The 14,346-nt window shown below is 65.0% G+C and carries 14 protein-coding genes; 6 read left to right on the forward strand and 8 right to left on the reverse strand.

What is annotated here, in order from left to right:
* Nucleotides 1-11: 11 nt before the first annotated feature.
* The 3 genes from HMPREF1316_RS05605 to HMPREF1316_RS05610 all read left to right on the forward strand — a co-directional run bounded on the left by HMPREF1316_RS05605 (nt 12) and on the right by HMPREF1316_RS05610 (nt 1,856).
* Entirely contained in the window at nt 12-515 is a 504-nt protein-coding gene (locus HMPREF1316_RS05605) for a hypothetical protein (RefSeq protein WP_156901014.1), read from the forward strand.
* Between the two features lie 54 nt (nt 516-569).
* Nucleotides 570-839: a helix-turn-helix domain-containing protein gene (locus HMPREF1316_RS13685; RefSeq protein ID WP_269594335.1), complete on the forward strand. Its 270-nt coding sequence runs from the start codon at nt 570-572 to the stop codon at nt 837-839.
* A 135-nt stretch (nt 840-974) separates the two neighbouring features.
* Nucleotides 975-1,856, forward strand: a complete 882-nt coding sequence (locus HMPREF1316_RS05610; protein WP_021725968.1) for a DegV family protein — start codon at nt 975-977, stop codon at nt 1,854-1,856.
* Here the strand turns inward: HMPREF1316_RS05610 and murI are convergent.
* From murI to HMPREF1316_RS05625, 3 genes are all read right to left on the reverse strand, one after another.
* Nucleotides 1,805-2,629, reverse strand: a complete 825-nt coding sequence (murI, locus tag HMPREF1316_RS05615; RefSeq protein ID WP_051332932.1) for a glutamate racemase — start codon at nt 2,627-2,629, stop codon at nt 1,805-1,807. The two genes, HMPREF1316_RS05610 and murI, sit on opposite strands and share 52 nt — an antisense overlap.
* Nucleotides 2,630-2,820: 191 nt before the next feature.
* Nucleotides 2,821-4,479, reverse strand: a complete 1,659-nt coding sequence (locus tag HMPREF1316_RS05620) for an amino acid ABC transporter ATP-binding/permease protein (protein ID WP_021725962.1) — start codon at nt 4,477-4,479, stop codon at nt 2,821-2,823.
* Entirely contained in the window at nt 4,463-6,286 is a 1,824-nt protein-coding gene (locus HMPREF1316_RS05625; RefSeq protein ID WP_021725970.1) for an ABC transporter ATP-binding protein/permease, read from the reverse strand. Before HMPREF1316_RS05625 ends, HMPREF1316_RS05620 begins: the two co-directional genes overlap by 17 nt.
* A gap of 254 nt (nt 6,287-6,540) precedes the next feature.
* Between HMPREF1316_RS05625 and HMPREF1316_RS05630 the strand changes: the two genes are divergently transcribed.
* Nucleotides 6,541-6,972 (forward strand): FKBP-type peptidyl-prolyl cis-trans isomerase, encoded by a 432-nt coding sequence (locus HMPREF1316_RS05630; RefSeq protein WP_021725994.1) that lies wholly within the window; start codon nt 6,541-6,543, stop codon nt 6,970-6,972.
* 29 nt (nt 6,973-7,001) lie between these two features.
* On the forward strand, nt 7,002-7,439 hold the full coding sequence (pth2, locus tag HMPREF1316_RS05635) for an aminoacyl-tRNA hydrolase (protein ID WP_040651565.1): 438 nt from the start codon (nt 7,002-7,004) through the stop codon (nt 7,437-7,439).
* A 227-nt stretch (nt 7,440-7,666) separates the two neighbouring features.
* Here pth2 and HMPREF1316_RS05640 read toward each other — a convergent pair whose 3' ends face one another.
* The 5 genes from HMPREF1316_RS05640 to rfbA all read right to left on the reverse strand — a co-directional run bounded on the left by HMPREF1316_RS05640 (nt 7,667) and on the right by rfbA (nt 13,528).
* Nucleotides 7,667-7,948, reverse strand: coding sequence for a PTS sugar transporter subunit IIB (locus HMPREF1316_RS05640; RefSeq protein ID WP_040651567.1), 282 nt, complete (start codon nt 7,946-7,948; stop codon nt 7,667-7,669).
* A gap of 124 nt (nt 7,949-8,072) precedes the next feature.
* Nucleotides 8,073-9,959, reverse strand: a complete 1,887-nt coding sequence (locus HMPREF1316_RS05645; protein ID WP_021726006.1) for a DUF4012 domain-containing protein — start codon at nt 9,957-9,959, stop codon at nt 8,073-8,075.
* Nucleotides 9,960-10,080: 121 nt separating this feature from the next.
* A complete protein-coding gene (gene rfbB / locus HMPREF1316_RS05650; RefSeq protein ID WP_021725995.1) occupies nt 10,081-11,100 on the reverse strand; it encodes a dTDP-glucose 4,6-dehydratase in 1,020 nt (339 codons plus the stop codon).
* A 45-nt stretch (nt 11,101-11,145) separates the two neighbouring features.
* Nucleotides 11,146-12,606 (reverse strand): sugar nucleotide-binding protein, encoded by a 1,461-nt coding sequence (locus tag HMPREF1316_RS05655; RefSeq protein ID WP_021725975.1) that lies wholly within the window; start codon nt 12,604-12,606, stop codon nt 11,146-11,148.
* 19 nt (nt 12,607-12,625) lie between these two features.
* Nucleotides 12,626-13,528 (reverse strand): glucose-1-phosphate thymidylyltransferase RfbA, encoded by a 903-nt coding sequence (rfbA, locus tag HMPREF1316_RS05660; protein WP_021725966.1) that lies wholly within the window; start codon nt 13,526-13,528, stop codon nt 12,626-12,628.
* Nucleotides 13,529-13,891: 363 nt separating this feature from the next.
* On the opposite strand from rfbA, the gene HMPREF1316_RS05665 reads away from it, so the two are divergent.
* Complete coding sequence (locus HMPREF1316_RS05665; protein ID WP_198009599.1) at nt 13,892-14,239, forward strand: ADP-ribosylglycohydrolase family protein; 348 nt, start codon at nt 13,892-13,894, stop codon at nt 14,237-14,239.
* The last annotated feature ends 107 nt before the right edge of the window (nt 14,240-14,346 follow it).

Consider the following 14,346-nt stretch of genomic DNA (forward strand, 5'->3'; position numbering starts at 1 on the left):
TAGGAGATGCATTGGCTACGGAAATCGAGAGAGAATATCATAGAGCACGGTGCGTAGTACATGTAAGTACGATTGTGATGTATGCTGTGGCGCTCCTTGAGCTTGTTATTCTCGTTCTTTTCTTATGCGCATTTCTAGAGGTGGGGGTATCCGAGCAGATGCCCCTAGCATGTTGGCTTGGTCATTTTGTCTACTCTATCGTTTCTATCATGATGGCATTCTGTCTCGTTGGTTTTCTACGCCATTTCTATCGAGACCCTCTCCCCTTTGGAGCACGTCAGTCACAGCGCTTGATTGTGGCAGGTTTCCTGCTCATTGTCACGATCGTGTTAGGAGGGCTTCTGCCAAATATAGGGGAGATTCCTGTTTCGAATAATGTCATTCCCATCTTCGTCTCAACAGAAAGGGGCGGCATTGAGCTGAATGCTGTCATCCTCGCTGTCTTCCTCTTTTGTCTCGCATACTTGGTACGGTATGGGAATGCCCTCAAAGAGGACTCTGACTCCATACTGTAATGGCAGTATCTTCTCATTCCAATCATGCGAGGGGGCGGGAGCGTGCCTATAGTCATGCGACTTGATCGAGTCATGGCAGAACGTAAGATTACATCGACAGAACTTGCCGAACGAATTGGTACTTCAACGGTCAACCTGTCCAACATCAAGAATGGGAAAATACGTGGCGTGCGTTTCTCCACACTCGAGGCCCTCTGCCAGGTGCTTAACTGCAAACCGGGCGATCTCATCGATTATCTCACCCCCGAGGAGGATGCTGCCGAACATGAACTAGGAGAGATTCGCGAATGGAACTACGGCAAGCGAACTAGTCGAGAGACATAGCTGCAAAGTTATCGACTCTCACACATACACATGAATCCAATCATCTGGCGTCATCTTTTTCTCGGATACTTTCCTCGGTGCCAATGCCGTATAGTGGACACAGCAATTTGCCCTCCCCCCTCACGGAGGAACACCATGGCCGACTACGTTCTCACCTGCTGCTCCACCTGTGACCTTACTCCTGTCCACCTCGATCGGCTGGGAATCAGGTACGTCTACTTCAACTATGAGCTCGACGGCGAGCAGTGTAAGGACGACTTCGGCCGTACCCACACCCAGCACGAGCTGTACCGGCGGATGCGTGCGGGGGCGACCGTACGCACGTCGCAGGTGAGTGCGGGCGAGTACCTGGACCTCTGGCGCTCCCTGCTCAAGGCAGGCAAGGACGTGCTGCATGTCGCCCTGTCCTCGGGCATCTCGGGAACGTACGGCTCGGCGTGCACGGCACGTGACGCCATCCGCCAGGAGTTTCCCGAACGCAGGATCGAGGTCATCGACTCGCTCTGCGCGTCATCGGGCCTGGGCCTGCTGCTGGACACGCTGGCTGGCCTGCGCAACGACGGTATGAGCATGGACAGGCTCGTTGCCTGGGCAGAGGCTCACAAGGCCGAGGTGAACCACTGGTTCTTCTCCAGCGACCTCACCTTCTTCGTGCGCGGCGGGCGCATCTCGCGTGCGGCGGGAGCCATGGGTGGGCTCCTCAGGATCTGCCCCGTCATGGAGATGGATGACGAGGGGGCCCTGCAAGTGCGCGAGAAGGTGCGTACCAAGCTGCGCGCCCAGCGGCGCATGGTCCGCAAGATGCATGAGCTTGCACAGGGTGGGGATGGGTATGCGCGCAAGGTCTTCATCAGCCATTCCGACTGCCTGAGAGACGCTCGGGGCGTCGGGGATCGCATCGAGCGGGAGTTTCCTCACCTGGACGGCCACGTGCACTACTTTGACATCGGCACCACCATCGGCTGTCACACCGGACCAGGCACCGTGGCCCTCTTCTTCTGGGGAACGCGGCGGTAGCCTAACCCCATCTCGAAGAACTGCTGGTAGCGGTCGAGGACACCGGGCTCATGGAGGCTCGAGCGGAACGCGACCGTGCCTGGGGCGTCGGATTCGTTGAGCATGCCGTCTTTGGCCAGAAGGCTTCCCACCCGGCGTGCGGTGCCGTCTCCCCCATCGAAGAACGGCACGTCACCAAGCACGTCCGCGATCTGGTGCCGCACGAAGGGATAGTGCGTGCATCCCAGCACGACGGAATCCACACCCCCACGATACCGGCCGACCAGGTTCTCGATCAGCTCGTGCAGGTCGGCCCCGTCAAGCTCGCCCTGCTCGATGCGCTGGGCCAAGCCCTCGCAGGGCGCCTCGATGATCTCCGAGTCGCTTCCGTACGTGTGGGCCAGATGCTGGAACTTGTCCATGCGCAGGGTGACGGGGGTGGCCATCACGAGGATGCGGCGATGCGGGTCGTGCTCCGTGGCCGGCTTGAGTGCCGGCTCCACGCCCACGATGGGGAGGCTGGGCAGCTCGTCCCTGAGCGCGGCGGCCGCAACGCTCGTCGCGGTGTTGCATGCGATCACGATGGCCTTGGCTCCCTCGTCCACCAGGTCACCAACGATCTGGCGCGCATAGCCCAGGATCTGCTCGGGGGTCTTCTCGCCATAGGGGTTGTGGGCGGAGTCGCCAAAGAAGACGAAGTCCTCGTGTGGAAGCTGACGCACGAGGTGATGCAGCACGCTGATGCCGCCCAGACCGGAGTCGAAGACCCCAATGAACCCGCCCTTGTCCGCCATCGCCTCTCCCTGGTCGTTGCCGCCATCCACTATACGGCGTTTCCCCGGCAGCCATTGTGAGTCGTATGCATTTCTGAGGGAGTCGTTCGCACTTTTCTGGAGTGGCATGTTGCGGTACCCCAGGTAGATAGCTTATTGTTATAGCAGCAAGCGCCCATTGCACCCGAAAAAGTGCGAACGACCCGAAACCGTTAGCTTACGCGACCGGCGTCCATGGAGAACGTCTGGTCCGCCACGGCCATGGTGCTCGCCCGGTGGCTCACGAGCAGCACGGTGCGCGCCCCTCGCTGCCCGTCCAGGCTCCGCAGGATGACGCCCTCGTTGAGCGAGTCCAGGCTGCTCGTGGGCTCGTCCAGGATGAGGAAGGGCGCATCGTGCAGGAACGCCCGTGCCAGGCCCAGCCGCTGCCTCTCGCCACCCGAGAGCGTGTCGCCCAGCTCCCCCACCTCGGTGTCATAGCCCTGGGGCAGGCCCATGATGAAGTCATGCACCGAGGCGGCATGACACGCCGCCTCGATCTGCCCCTGCGTGGCGTCCGGACGGGCGATCAGCAGGTTGTCCCTGATGGTGTCATGGAAGAGGTACGTGTCCTGCTCCACGAGCGCCTCGAGGTCGCGCAGGTTGCCCGTACGCACGGTGTCGATGCGCTGCCCGCTGATGGCGAGCTGCCCCTTGTCCACGTCCCAGAAGCGCATGAGCAGGCGGCAGAACGTGGACTTGCCCGAGCCGCTCCTGCCTGTGATGCCCACGATGCTCCCCTGCGGGATGTCCAGCGTCACGTCGTCCAGCACGCGCCCATCGTCGTATGAGAAGCCCACGCCGCGGGCGGTCGCACCGCCAAAGGCGATGTCCTCACCCTCCGTGACCTCCTCCACCACGGGCTCCTCGTCCAGGATGTCCAGCACGCGGCCCGCGGAGGCCAGCGTCCCCTGCAGCGTGGAGCCCAGGTTGGCCAGGGCGACCACCGGCCCAAACGAGCTGAGCGTAGCCACCGTGGACACCACCACGGCCGATGCGCCCACGGCGCCCCCACGCCACAGCAGCACGCCCACGACAAGCTCTGCCAGGGAGCAGGCCGTGATGGCCGCACCGGCGGCCATGGAGCCCGTCGTGGCGGCATCGCGGAGGTCGCGCTGCGTCTCCACAAGCTCCCGCGAGCGTGCGTCCAGCGTGCCCAACCGCGCCGCACCCGCATCAAACTGCAGCACCTCGGCAAGGCCTCGCAGACCGTCCAGCACGAACGTGGAGAGGCCCGCCGCCTGCTCGCGCGATGCCCTGCCGCCATCGCCCGAGAGCCACGAGACGAGCACGGGCACCACCACGCCCACCACGAGGTAGCCGACAAGCGCCACAAGCGCCAGCTGCCAGGAGATGGTCCCCAGGAGGGCCACCATGAGGGCACTCATGAGCACGGCGATGCAGATGGGCGAGATGGTGTGCGCAAAGAACACCTCGAGGAGCTCGATGTCCGCAGTGACCATCGAGACCAGGCTGCCGCGGTCGGCTCCCGCGAGCTTGGCGGGCGCAAGGCGCCTGAGACTGGCGAAGACCTCGCTGCGGATGTGGGCCAGCAGCTTGAAGGCGATGTAGTGGTTGCAGCTCTGCTCCACGTAGTGCAGGACGCCACGGGCGATGGCCAGTGCGCAGAGGATGCCCACGCAGGCGCCCACGGAGAGCAGCGGTGCGCCGCTCACGAGCGAGACGGCCTCCCCCGCCGCAAGCACGGGCAGGAAGGTCGCACAGGCAAAGCCCGCCACGCCACACGCCACGGAGATGACCATGAACCCCGCGAGCGGCTTGGTGAGACCCAGCATACGCCACATGATGCGCGCGTCATGCCTCTTCGTCATGGGTGCCCTCCTCGGAAGTCGACGCGATGACGAGCGTGTCGTCCGCATCCGGCGCCACGGGACGCGGAACGAAGTGCTCGAGCGCCTGCTGCGCCTCCCACAGGCCGCGGTAGACGTCGCAGTTGTCCAGCAGCTCCTCGTGCATGCCGGTACCCACCAGGCGGCCCCGATCCAGCACGTAGACCCTGTCGGCGTCCGTCACGTTGGCCAGGCGGTGGCTGATGAGGATGACGGCCTTGTAGCGCGCGATGGCGCGCACCGCCGCCATGATGGCCTCCTCGCTCTCCACATCGATGTTGCTCGTGGCCTCGTCCAGCACGTAGACGGGCGAGTCGTGCATGAGCGCGCGAGCCAGCGCCAAGCGCTGCCGCTGCCCACCGGAGAGGTTGGCGGCCCGCTCGTCCAGGCGCGTGCCAAGCCCCTCCTGCGTGCGCAGGAAGCCTGCCAGCGAGACGGCCTCCAGCACCTGCCACATCTGCTCGTCGCTCGCCATTGGATCACCCATGAGCAGGTTGTCGCGGACGGTGCCCGCGAAGAGGTAGCTTGCCGTGGGCACGATGGTCACGTAGTGGGCGAGGGCCGTGCGATCGAAGTCGGTGATGGGGCGCCCACCCAACAGGACCGCACCCTCAAAGCCATGGGCCAGGCCCGCGAGCAGCGATGCGATGGTGGACTTCCCCGAGCCCGACTTACCCACGAGGGCCGTGATCCCCACGAGCGGCACGTCCAGCGACACGTCGTGCAGCACCTCGCGGCTGTCGTCCCACGAGAAGCTCACATGCCGCATGAGCAGGTGGTCTCCGGCATGCGGCCGCGCCGTTCCCGAGGGCGCGGGCTCCTCGAGATCCAGCAGGGCAAAGATCCTGTCCGAGGCCGCCATGCCGTTCATGGCAACGTGGAAGTACGACCCCAGCGTACGCATGGGACGGAAGAAGTCCGCGGAGAGCAGCACCACCACGAGGGCGGCAAAGAGATCGATGGATCCGCCGGCGAGCAGGGCCAGGGCCACGCCGATGCCCACGGCCGCACCGCCCAGCGCCACGACGTCCATCACGATGATGGAGTTGAGCTGCATGCGCAGCACCTTCATGGTGACCACGCGGAAGCGCTCGGCCTCCTCGTCCATGGCCTCATGGCGCCGTGCGTCGGCCTGGTAGATCTTGAGCGTCGTGAGGCCCTGCAGGTTCTCGAGGAAGGAATCGCCCAACGTGGTGTACTCGTCCCAGTACGAGGAGAGGGTACGCTTGGCCACCTTCTGCACCGCCATGATGACGAGCGGGATGAGCGGCACGAACGCCAGCAGCACGAGCGCCGCGGGCCATGCCGCAGGCACGAGGGCCAGGATGGCCACGAACAGCGTCAGCGGGGCCACAAGCGCATGGAACAGCTGCGGCAGGTACTGGCCGAAGTAGGTCTCCAGCTGCTCGCACCCCTCCACGGAGAGCTGCACGACCTCGGCCGTGGCAACCTGCTTGGTGTAGTCGGGCCCCAGGCGCAGGAGCTTCTCGTAGATCCGGTGGCGCAGCTCGCGCTTGACGTCCGCCGATGCCGCGAAGCCCTCGCGCGAGGCGGCGCGCGTGGAGAGCACCTTTGCCACGAGGGCGATGGCGCCAACCACAAGCACGCGCACGAGGTTCACCGCATGGGTGGTGCTTATGTCACTTGCGCCCACAACGGCGAAAAGCGCCGAGGCCACCACCCACACCAGCAGGACGTCCGAGAGCAGGCCCACCCACTGCGCAGCCACCGTGAGCATCACGTGGCGCAGGGCGCCGGGCACCAGGTCAAACAGTCGTTTCCTCAGCATAGGGCCTCCAGCGGGGGAGCCGCGCCGCCAGGACGGATGGCCGTGCACGGCCTGCAGGCGAATCCCCCGTACGTGTTCGAACCCCTCAAGCATACCTAAAACGGCTTCGGCGCACCTGAATGAAGGAATGGGGCTTTCGCTGCTTTGCCGGCTTTGATGGGACGTGGACATGCGCATACTGGATACGTTGTCCTCTAGGGCATCGTCCCCCAGGGCATCGCGCACCCGCACAACCGACCATCAGAGGAGGCCCCATGGGCAACGAGGGCAAGAAGGTCAAGGTCCACTACACCGGCACGCTGGACGATGGCACCACGTTCGACTCGTCGCGGGACCGTGGCGAGCCGCTGGAGTTCACCTGCATGGCCGGCCAGATGATCAAGGGCTTTGACGCCGCCGTGCGCGACATGGCCGTGGGCGACAAGGTGACCGTGCACCTGGAGCCCAGCGAGGCCTATGGCGAGCGCCGCGGGGAGCTCGTGCAGGAGTTCCCCATGAGCCGCGTGCCGCAGGAGATGCGCGGCGTCACGGTCGGCGACAAGCTCATGCTGCGGTCCTCCCAGGGTCAGCCCGTGCCCGTGAGGGTGGCAAGGGTCACGCCCAAGGAGCTCTACCTGGACATGAACCACGAGATGGCCGGCAAGGCACTCAACTTCGAGATCGAGCTGCTCGAGGTGGAGGGGTAGCCAACGTGCTTTTGGAAGGGCAGGGTGGCATGGCGGTCTCGTCATACAAGGCGAAGCAGCTCATCGTCATGAGGCGCGACCTCAGGATGCGCAAGGGCAAGATCGCCGCCCAGGCGGGCCATGCCTGCGTGGAGGCCGTGCTCATGGCGCTGGTGCACGAGGGGCGCTGTGGCGAGCTGTGCGTGGACGCGGGTGGCCGGGTGTACCTGGACGATCCCCGCAAGCGCCACACGGCGCTCTACGACTGGTTCGACGCGGGCGTAGCCAAGGTGTGCGTGTACGTCGACTCGGAGGAGGAGCTGCTCGACATCGCGAACCAGGGTCGCGAGCGGGGCTTTCTCGTCTCGCTCGTCCGCGATGCTGGCCTCACGGAGTTCCATGGGGAGCCCACCTACACCTGCCTGGCCTTCGAGCCGCTGCGCGCCGAGGACATCGACCCCATCACCGGCGACCTCCCCCTGTACTAGGAACGCCAGAACCAAGAGAGCCCGGATGGACGAGTCGTTCGCAATCCTCTCCCCCACCACTGCGAGTCGTATGCAAATTATCGGGCTCTAACTGTACATATGAATCTATCAATAACTTATCTACCAGCACTTTTATAAAATCAGAGTCGTGCGTATTTGCATACGACTCCAAACGCGCGAGCGAGAAAATGCGAACGACTCAGGTGGGGCTCACATGGGGCCCAAGCTCAGGCGGAGAGGGACCCCACCAGACGGTTCAGCTCGTCCTCTTGGCCCATGCCCGTGAGGAACGCCACCCCATTGAAGGTGGGCACATCGTACTCCTCGTCGGGCTTGACCACGGAGACGAACGCGTCGGCGCCATCGAGCGCACCGGGCAGGCTCTCCAGCGCGACGGCATCCACCTGTGCGGACACGCCACGGTCATCCAGAAGCCTCTGGAGCTTGCTCGCCACGGCGTGCGAGGTTGCGATACCAGCGCCACACGCGACGACGACTCTCGCTGCCATACCACCCTCCATCCAGCGAACCACACGAACGTCTTGGAGTATACCCGGCCTCCCGACCAGGCCGACCACCTCGCACGGAATGGAAACAGGCCGTCAGGCGCCCGCACACGGCGGCGCCCGTCCCCTACGATGCCATGGCCTGGCCCGTGGGCGTGGAGCGCACCGCAAGGTCCGCCACCGCGTCCGGCGAGGTGGTCACCTTGTAGGTGATGGTGCGCGTCTCCTGGGGGTAGGTGTTCACCTGGCTCGACCACGCATCGAATCCGTAGAGCGAGGGCAGGTGCCACACCCCGAACGCCGGCGAGTCCACACGAACATCGCTGATGGTCCCGCCCGCGGGCGCCACCAGGATCAGCACGGAGACCATGTCGCCCGTGGAGCGCTTGTACTGCATGTTGCCCCCCGTGATATACGTGGGGGCGCTGGCGACGATCTGGTCGGTGATCGTGTTCTCCAGTGTGGTGGTCACCTCGTAGGTCGTGGAGCCGTCCGCGTTCCTGGTCGCCGTGCCAACCGTCGTACGCAGGTCGAGGTACCAGGCAAGCTTCGCCCATGTGACATCGTTCACGTAGACGCCCAGCACGGGCTTGGTGGCGTCGGTCGAGAGGCCGCCCGAGGCGCCCACCGCGACAAGGGCCTGCTCCTCGTCCTCGTTGGCCATCCACACCTGCAGGCGCCCGTCGGCGGCGGACTGGCCGAGGGTGTCCATGAGGTCGGTCGCCTTGGCGGCGCCCAGGTTGCTCATGATGGAGGTGAAGGCCGTTGCCGCGGCGTCGGCAAAGAGGGAGTCCTCCGTCGCGTTCTGGTTGCCATAGCGCAGGTAGACGTTGTTCTCCAGCTCCCGCGCCGCATTGTCGCCCGTAAGGGTCGTGCCGTCCGCCACCGTCACGGGACCGGTCAGGGCCAGCAGGCGCTGCAGGAAGACGGGGTCGATCCCTATCACGCCATCGACGGCCTGGTGATGCATCTGCTGCCAGGCGGTGGCAAGCAGCGTGGCCGTACGAGGAAAGTTGGGCGTGAGCGTGGCGGCATCGGCACGCGAGCCGATGGAGGAGCCAAAGGTGCCGATCTCCTCATCGGTGGCACCCAGCGAGAGGCCCTCCTTGCCCGCCAGGGACGCGAAGTCCCCCAACCTCATGACACCATCGCTCACCGTCAGCGTGCCCACCGACCCAGGGAAGCCACCCGACGCACGCAGCTCCGCGTTGTTCTGGGCCACCACGAGATAGGTGCGCGTCTGCCCGTTGGCACCGAGCATCTGCGGGAGGTAGGGCAGGATGGCCTGGACGGAGTCCAGGCGAGCCTTGGCGGCGTCAACCTTGGTACGCAGCTTGGCAATCGCGGCGTCAAGCTGCGAGAGATGCGCCGGGGGCAGGGCGTCGATGGTGCTGGTGGCGCGGTCCAGCACGGGCGACGCATCCGCCATCACCGTACCGAGGCCCTGCAGGGCATCCACGTTGATGGCGCCGTTTGAGAAGAGGCTCTTGAGGTCGAGCGCATCCGCATGCTGGGAGAGCGGCATGATGGCATTGTCCGAGACGTCCACGAGCGTGTCGGCCAGAGCGCGCACGGAGCGAACGTCATCGCCATACCCCGGGATGGCAGCGGCCACGCTCCACGCGGGAGACTGCACCTCGCCTTGGATCTCGTGGGCGGCGGAGCCGATACGGGAGGCCAAGGGGGCGATCTGGTCCGTGTCGCCACTGGACGCGGCAGAGGCGAGGCCATCGACTGCGGTCAGGACGGCGTCGGCGTCCGTACGCACCTTCTGCGCGGAGCGCACGAGGGCAAACGCCTCAAGTCCCACGAGCGCCAGCAGCACGACCACGATGCCGGCGACGGTGATGGCGATGGTGCGCCGCCTGCGCGGGCCGTGGCCATGGCGACCCGACGAGGGGGACGCCGCGCCACGTCGGGGCATGTAGACGCGCCTGGAGTCTGGATGCCCCTCCTGCGAGGCAGGTGCCTCCCCCTGGTCCACCTTGAAGTGCGTGCTGCCTGACCGCGCCATGCCAAACTCCCGTCCTGTCCTGGACCACTGGAGGCCAATGCCACGGATAAGTCTCGCACACGACGGCTCGGCATGCCATCAGGAAGCTACGACCTACAGCCAAACTGTGTAGGGCCGCCCCCTACTGCCCCTGCTTGGCGTACTTGGCCTCGGTGGCCTCCTTGGCCGGGCGCCACCAGGACTCGTGCGTGCGGTACCACTCTATCGTCTGGCCCAACCCCTCAGGGAAGTCCGTGTGGACGGGCTGCCAGCCCAGCTCGCGCTCGAGCTTGGTGGGGTCGATGGCGTAGCGGCGATCGTGGCCGGGACGGTCGCGCACCCAGTCGAAGGCATCGGCGGGCTGGCCCATCACGTCGAGGATGGCCCGCAGCACGTCGATGTTGGAGCGCTCGCCGTTGGCGCCGATGAGATAGGTCTCGCCGAGGCGGCCCTTGGTGAGGATGTCCCACACGGCACGCGAGTGATCCTCGGTGTGGATCCAGTCGCGCACGTTCCTGCCGTCGCCGTAGAGCTTGGGGCGGATGCCGCAGAGCACGTTGGTCACCTGGCGCGGGATGAACTTCTCCACGTGCTGGTAGGGACCGTAGTTGTTGGAGCAGTTGGAGATCGTGGCACGCACGCCGTACGTGCGGTGCCATGCGCGCACGAGCAGGTCGCTCGAGGCCTTGGTGGAGCTGTACGGGGAGGACGGCCTGTAGGGGTCGTCCGGCTCAAAGCGCCGCGGCTCGTCGAGGGCGAGGTCGCCGTAGACCTCGTCGGTTGACACGTGGTGATAGCGCACGTCATGCCTTCGCGCCGCCTCGAGCAGGCGGTAGGTGCCCACCACGTTGGTCTGCACGAATGGGTCGGGGTTGGCGATGGAGTTGTCGTTGTGGCTCTCTGCCGCATAGTGCACGATGGCATCGTGACCCGGCACGAGGCGGTCGAGCAGCGCGGCGTCACAGATGTCGCCCACCACGAGCTCCACCTGGCCCTCGGGGAGCCCAGCGATGTTCTCGGGGTTGCCGGCATACGTGAGCTTGTCGAGGACCGTCACATGGACCTCGGGGTGGTTGGCTGCCACCCAGCGCACGAAGTTGCTGCCGATGAAGCCGCAGCCACCGGTGACGATGATGCTTGTGGGCTCGAAGCTGTCGGGCATGAGGTGGCCTCCAAGGTCCGGGTGGGGTATCTCGTCAAGCGGGCGTCAGCCCAGGTCGCGCGGCAGGCTGCGCACATAGTCGACCAGCTCGTCCTCCCAGTCGCGCGGCGAGAAGCCCGCCCGCGCCAGCTTGTCGAGCGAGAGGGCCGAGTGCGCGGGGCGCGGGGCTATGGGGCCCTCCGCACCGGCATAGTAGGCCGCCGTGGAGACCGGCACGACCGCGCTGCCGTTACCGTTGCGCAGCTCGAACACGCGCGCGGCGATCTCGTGCCAGCTCCTCACGGCACCGGTGCCCGTAAGGTCGTAGGTCCCATAGGGCACATGGGTGTCCAGCAGGTGGAGGATGCCCGCCGCAAGCTGGTCGGTGAAGGTGAGGCGGCCCAGCTGGTCGTCGACGACGGTCACCTGCGAGAGCTCGTCCGCCGGGTCAGCCACACGATCGGAGAGCTTAGCCATCGTCTTGGCAAAGTTGTGGCCCTCGCCGATGACCCAGCTCGACCGCACCACGTAGTGAGCGGGACAGCCCGCCACCGCAAGGTCGCCGGCGGCCTTCGACTGCCCGTAGACCGACAGCGGCGAGAGAAGCTCCCCCTCGTCGTGCTCCACGCGCGTGCCGTCGAACACGTAGTCGCTCGACACGTGCACGAGCGTGATGCCGTGCTCCGCGCAGCTGCGCGCCATGAGCGCGGGACCCGTGGCGTTGGCCGCCCAGCACGCGCGGCGGCCCCCGGTCGTCTCGGCCCTGTCCACCGCCGTGTAGGCTCCGCAGTTGATGACCGTGCCGTAGAGGCCCCAGTCGTACTGGGCGTAGTCCTCGGACTTGGAGAGGTCGAAGGTATCGATGTCGCAGAAGTCGAACGTGTCGGCGTCGCCGCGCTCTGCGACCAGCGCGCGCACGGCATGGCCCAGCTGGCCGTTGCAGCCGGTCACGAGCGTGCGCTTGGGTGCCACCGGCACGATGTCCCTCAACAGGGGGTGGTGCCTGTCCGCCTCAGACAGCTCGCAGCGATCCAGCGGGATGGGCCACTCGATGGCGAGCGCGGGATCGGCCAGGCTCACGAAGGTGTAGGTCCTCTTGAGCTTGGCCGACCAGTGGGCGTCCACCAGGTAGGCGTAGGTCGTGTCGTCCTCAAGCGCCTGGAAGGAGTTGCCCACACCCCGCGGCGCGAAGATGGCGCGCGAAGGGTCGAGCGTGCAGGTGAACACCTTGCCAAACGTGGCGCTCCCCTGGCGCAGGTCCACCCAGGCACCAAAGACGGACCCCGTGATCACCGAGATGAACTTGTTCCATGGCTCGGCGTGGATGCCGCGCGTCACGCCGCGCTTGGTGTTATAGGAGACGTTGTTCTGCACCACGCGCAGGTCAGGGATACCCAGGGCGACCATCTTGGCGCGCTGCCAGTTCTCCTTGAACCAGCCGCGGCTGTCACCGTGCACGGAGAGCTCGACCATCTTGAGCCCCTCGATGCCCGTCTCGGTGACGCGCAGGTCCTTCTCGAAATCCATCAGGCGCTATCCCCTCGTCCTAGTCATCGTAGTGGCGGTCGGGGGCTATCTTGCCCTCGGCGACCATCAGCAGATGCTTGCCGTAGTCGCTCTTGCCGTAGCGCTCGGCGCATGCCAGGAGCCGCTCGCGGCTGATCCAGCCGTTCTCGTAGGCAATCTCCTCGGGGACGGAGACGGGCAGATCCTGCGCCGTCTCCACGGTGCGCACGAACTCGGAGGCATCGGACAGCGATGCCATGGTGCCGGTATCCAGCCAGGCATAGCCACGGCCCAGCGTTATGACGTCGAGCAAGCCGTCCTCGAGGTACATGCGGTTGAGGTCCGTGATCTCGTACTCGCCACGCGCGGAGGGTCTTACCTGCGCAGCCAGGTCGCATACGCGCGCGTCGTAGAAGTAGAGGCCCGTAACGGCGTAGTTGCTCTTGGGATGGGCGGGCTTCTCCTCGATGGAGACGACGTTGTAGGCGTCGTCGAACTCGACGACGCCAAAGCGCTCCGGGTCATCCACGCGGTAGCCGAAGACAGTCGCGCGGCCCACCTGCGCGGAGGAGGCGGCGCGGCGCAGGTGACGCGTGAGGCCGTTGCCATAGAAGATGTTATCGCCGAGGACGAGCGCGCAGGGCTCTCTCCCCACGAACGCGCGGCCGATCACGAACGCCTGGGCGAGGCCGTTGGGCTCGGGCTGCTCCGCATACGAGAGGGCAATGCCAAAGTCGGAGCCGTCGCCCAGCAGGCGCTCGAAGTTGGGAAGGTCGCGTGGCGTGGAGATGACCAGGATGTCCCTGATGCCTGACAGCATGAGCGTGGAGAGCGGGTAGTAGATCATCGGCTTGTCGTAGATGGGCAGGAGCTGCTTTGAGGTAACCGAGGTCAGGGGCTGCAGACGCGTGCCCGAACCGCCGGCGAGGATGATGCCCTTCATGCGATAGCGCCCCCATATCGTGCGTCATGAATCCATGCCCATCCACTATAGCAACTGGCGTGCCATCGCGCCGAGGGAGTCGAGCAGGGCGGCGGAGGGCGTGAGGTTGGTCACCCGAGGGATGCGCGGAGGCACGAGACGAACGCGGATGCCCCAAGCAGGGTGAGATCCCATTGCCTTCACCTCAGTGGCAGAGTGGTCCCGTCCGCTCATCGTTTTTTGCTAGAGAACAGCCAGCCCCCGTCAGCATCGGACTTCAACGACTGACATACGATGTCTCCGACCGAAAGGCTAAGGGCCGGTATCGAGTTTGGCTCACTGCGCCGTTCCATACGGGTTGCCGGTGCGAGCGTTGTTGAACGCATGATACTTGCGAATCACATAGTTGATGGACCAGGTGGCAAAAATGATCGGTTGAAGAAACTCTCCCAGATTATTGGAAGTGGGATCCTCATAACAGAAGCCGTTCCTTGCGCATTCGCCCTTGCGAAGATTAATGAAGGGGACCCCTTGCAGGCTGTGATTGACGCCGTCAACATAGGGTACGACACAGACACCGTGGCAACCATCACAGGAGCCTTGGTTGGAGCCTTTGTCAATCTTGATGACGAGAGATTCAAGGAGCTATTTGTGAAGGTGCAGGACGTCAATGGCTTTGATCTGGTTGGGCTCGCGTCCTCCCTTGCTAGGGTTGCTCATCGGCGCCAATAGATTCAAACGGGCTGTATGGAGTCAGGCGCTGGCAAGCTTTCGGCTGCCAGCGCTCCTCACCGTTCCGATGGCATGGGCATACTTTACTGCGGTCGTTGAAGTGCCGG

The organism is Olsenella profusa F0195 (assembly GCF_000468755.1).
Lineage (GTDB): Bacteria > Actinomycetota > Coriobacteriia > Coriobacteriales > Atopobiaceae > Olsenella_F > Olsenella_F profusa.

What these genes read in the sequence shown, in the direction of transcription:
- pth2 (WP_040651565.1), top strand. Translation starts at nt 7,002, where the DNA reads ATGGCGGTCTCGTCATACAAGGCGAAGCAGCTCATCGTCATGAGGCGC.
- murI (WP_051332932.1), bottom strand. Translation starts at nt 2,629, where the DNA reads ATGGCGGACAAGGGCGGGTTCATTGGGGTCTTCGACTCCGGTCTGGGC.
- HMPREF1316_RS05655 (WP_021725975.1), bottom strand. Translation starts at nt 12,606, where the DNA reads ATGGATTTCGAGAAGGACCTGCGCGTCACCGAGACGGGCATCGAGGGG.
- HMPREF1316_RS05645 (WP_021726006.1), bottom strand. Translation starts at nt 9,959, where the DNA reads ATGGCGCGGTCAGGCAGCACGCACTTCAAGGTGGACCAGGGGGAGGCA.
- HMPREF1316_RS05640 (WP_040651567.1), bottom strand. Translation starts at nt 7,948, where the DNA reads ATGGCAGCGAGAGTCGTCGTCGCGTGTGGCGCTGGTATCGCAACCTCG.
- rfbA (WP_021725966.1), bottom strand. Translation starts at nt 13,528, where the DNA reads ATGAAGGGCATCATCCTCGCCGGCGGTTCGGGCACGCGTCTGCAGCCC.
- HMPREF1316_RS05665 (WP_198009599.1), top strand. Translation starts at nt 13,892, where the DNA reads ATGATACTTGCGAATCACATAGTTGATGGACCAGGTGGCAAAAATGAT.
- HMPREF1316_RS05625 (WP_021725970.1), bottom strand. Translation starts at nt 6,286, where the DNA reads ATGCTGAGGAAACGACTGTTTGACCTGGTGCCCGGCGCCCTGCGCCAC.
- HMPREF1316_RS05610 (WP_021725968.1), top strand. Translation starts at nt 975, where the DNA reads ATGGCCGACTACGTTCTCACCTGCTGCTCCACCTGTGACCTTACTCCT.
- HMPREF1316_RS05630 (WP_021725994.1), top strand. Translation starts at nt 6,541, where the DNA reads ATGGGCAACGAGGGCAAGAAGGTCAAGGTCCACTACACCGGCACGCTG.
- HMPREF1316_RS05620 (WP_021725962.1), bottom strand. Translation starts at nt 4,479, where the DNA reads ATGACGAAGAGGCATGACGCGCGCATCATGTGGCGTATGCTGGGTCTC.
- HMPREF1316_RS13685 (WP_269594335.1), top strand. Translation starts at nt 570, where the DNA reads ATGCGACTTGATCGAGTCATGGCAGAACGTAAGATTACATCGACAGAA.
- rfbB (WP_021725995.1), bottom strand. Translation starts at nt 11,100, where the DNA reads ATGCCCGACAGCTTCGAGCCCACAAGCATCATCGTCACCGGTGGCTGC.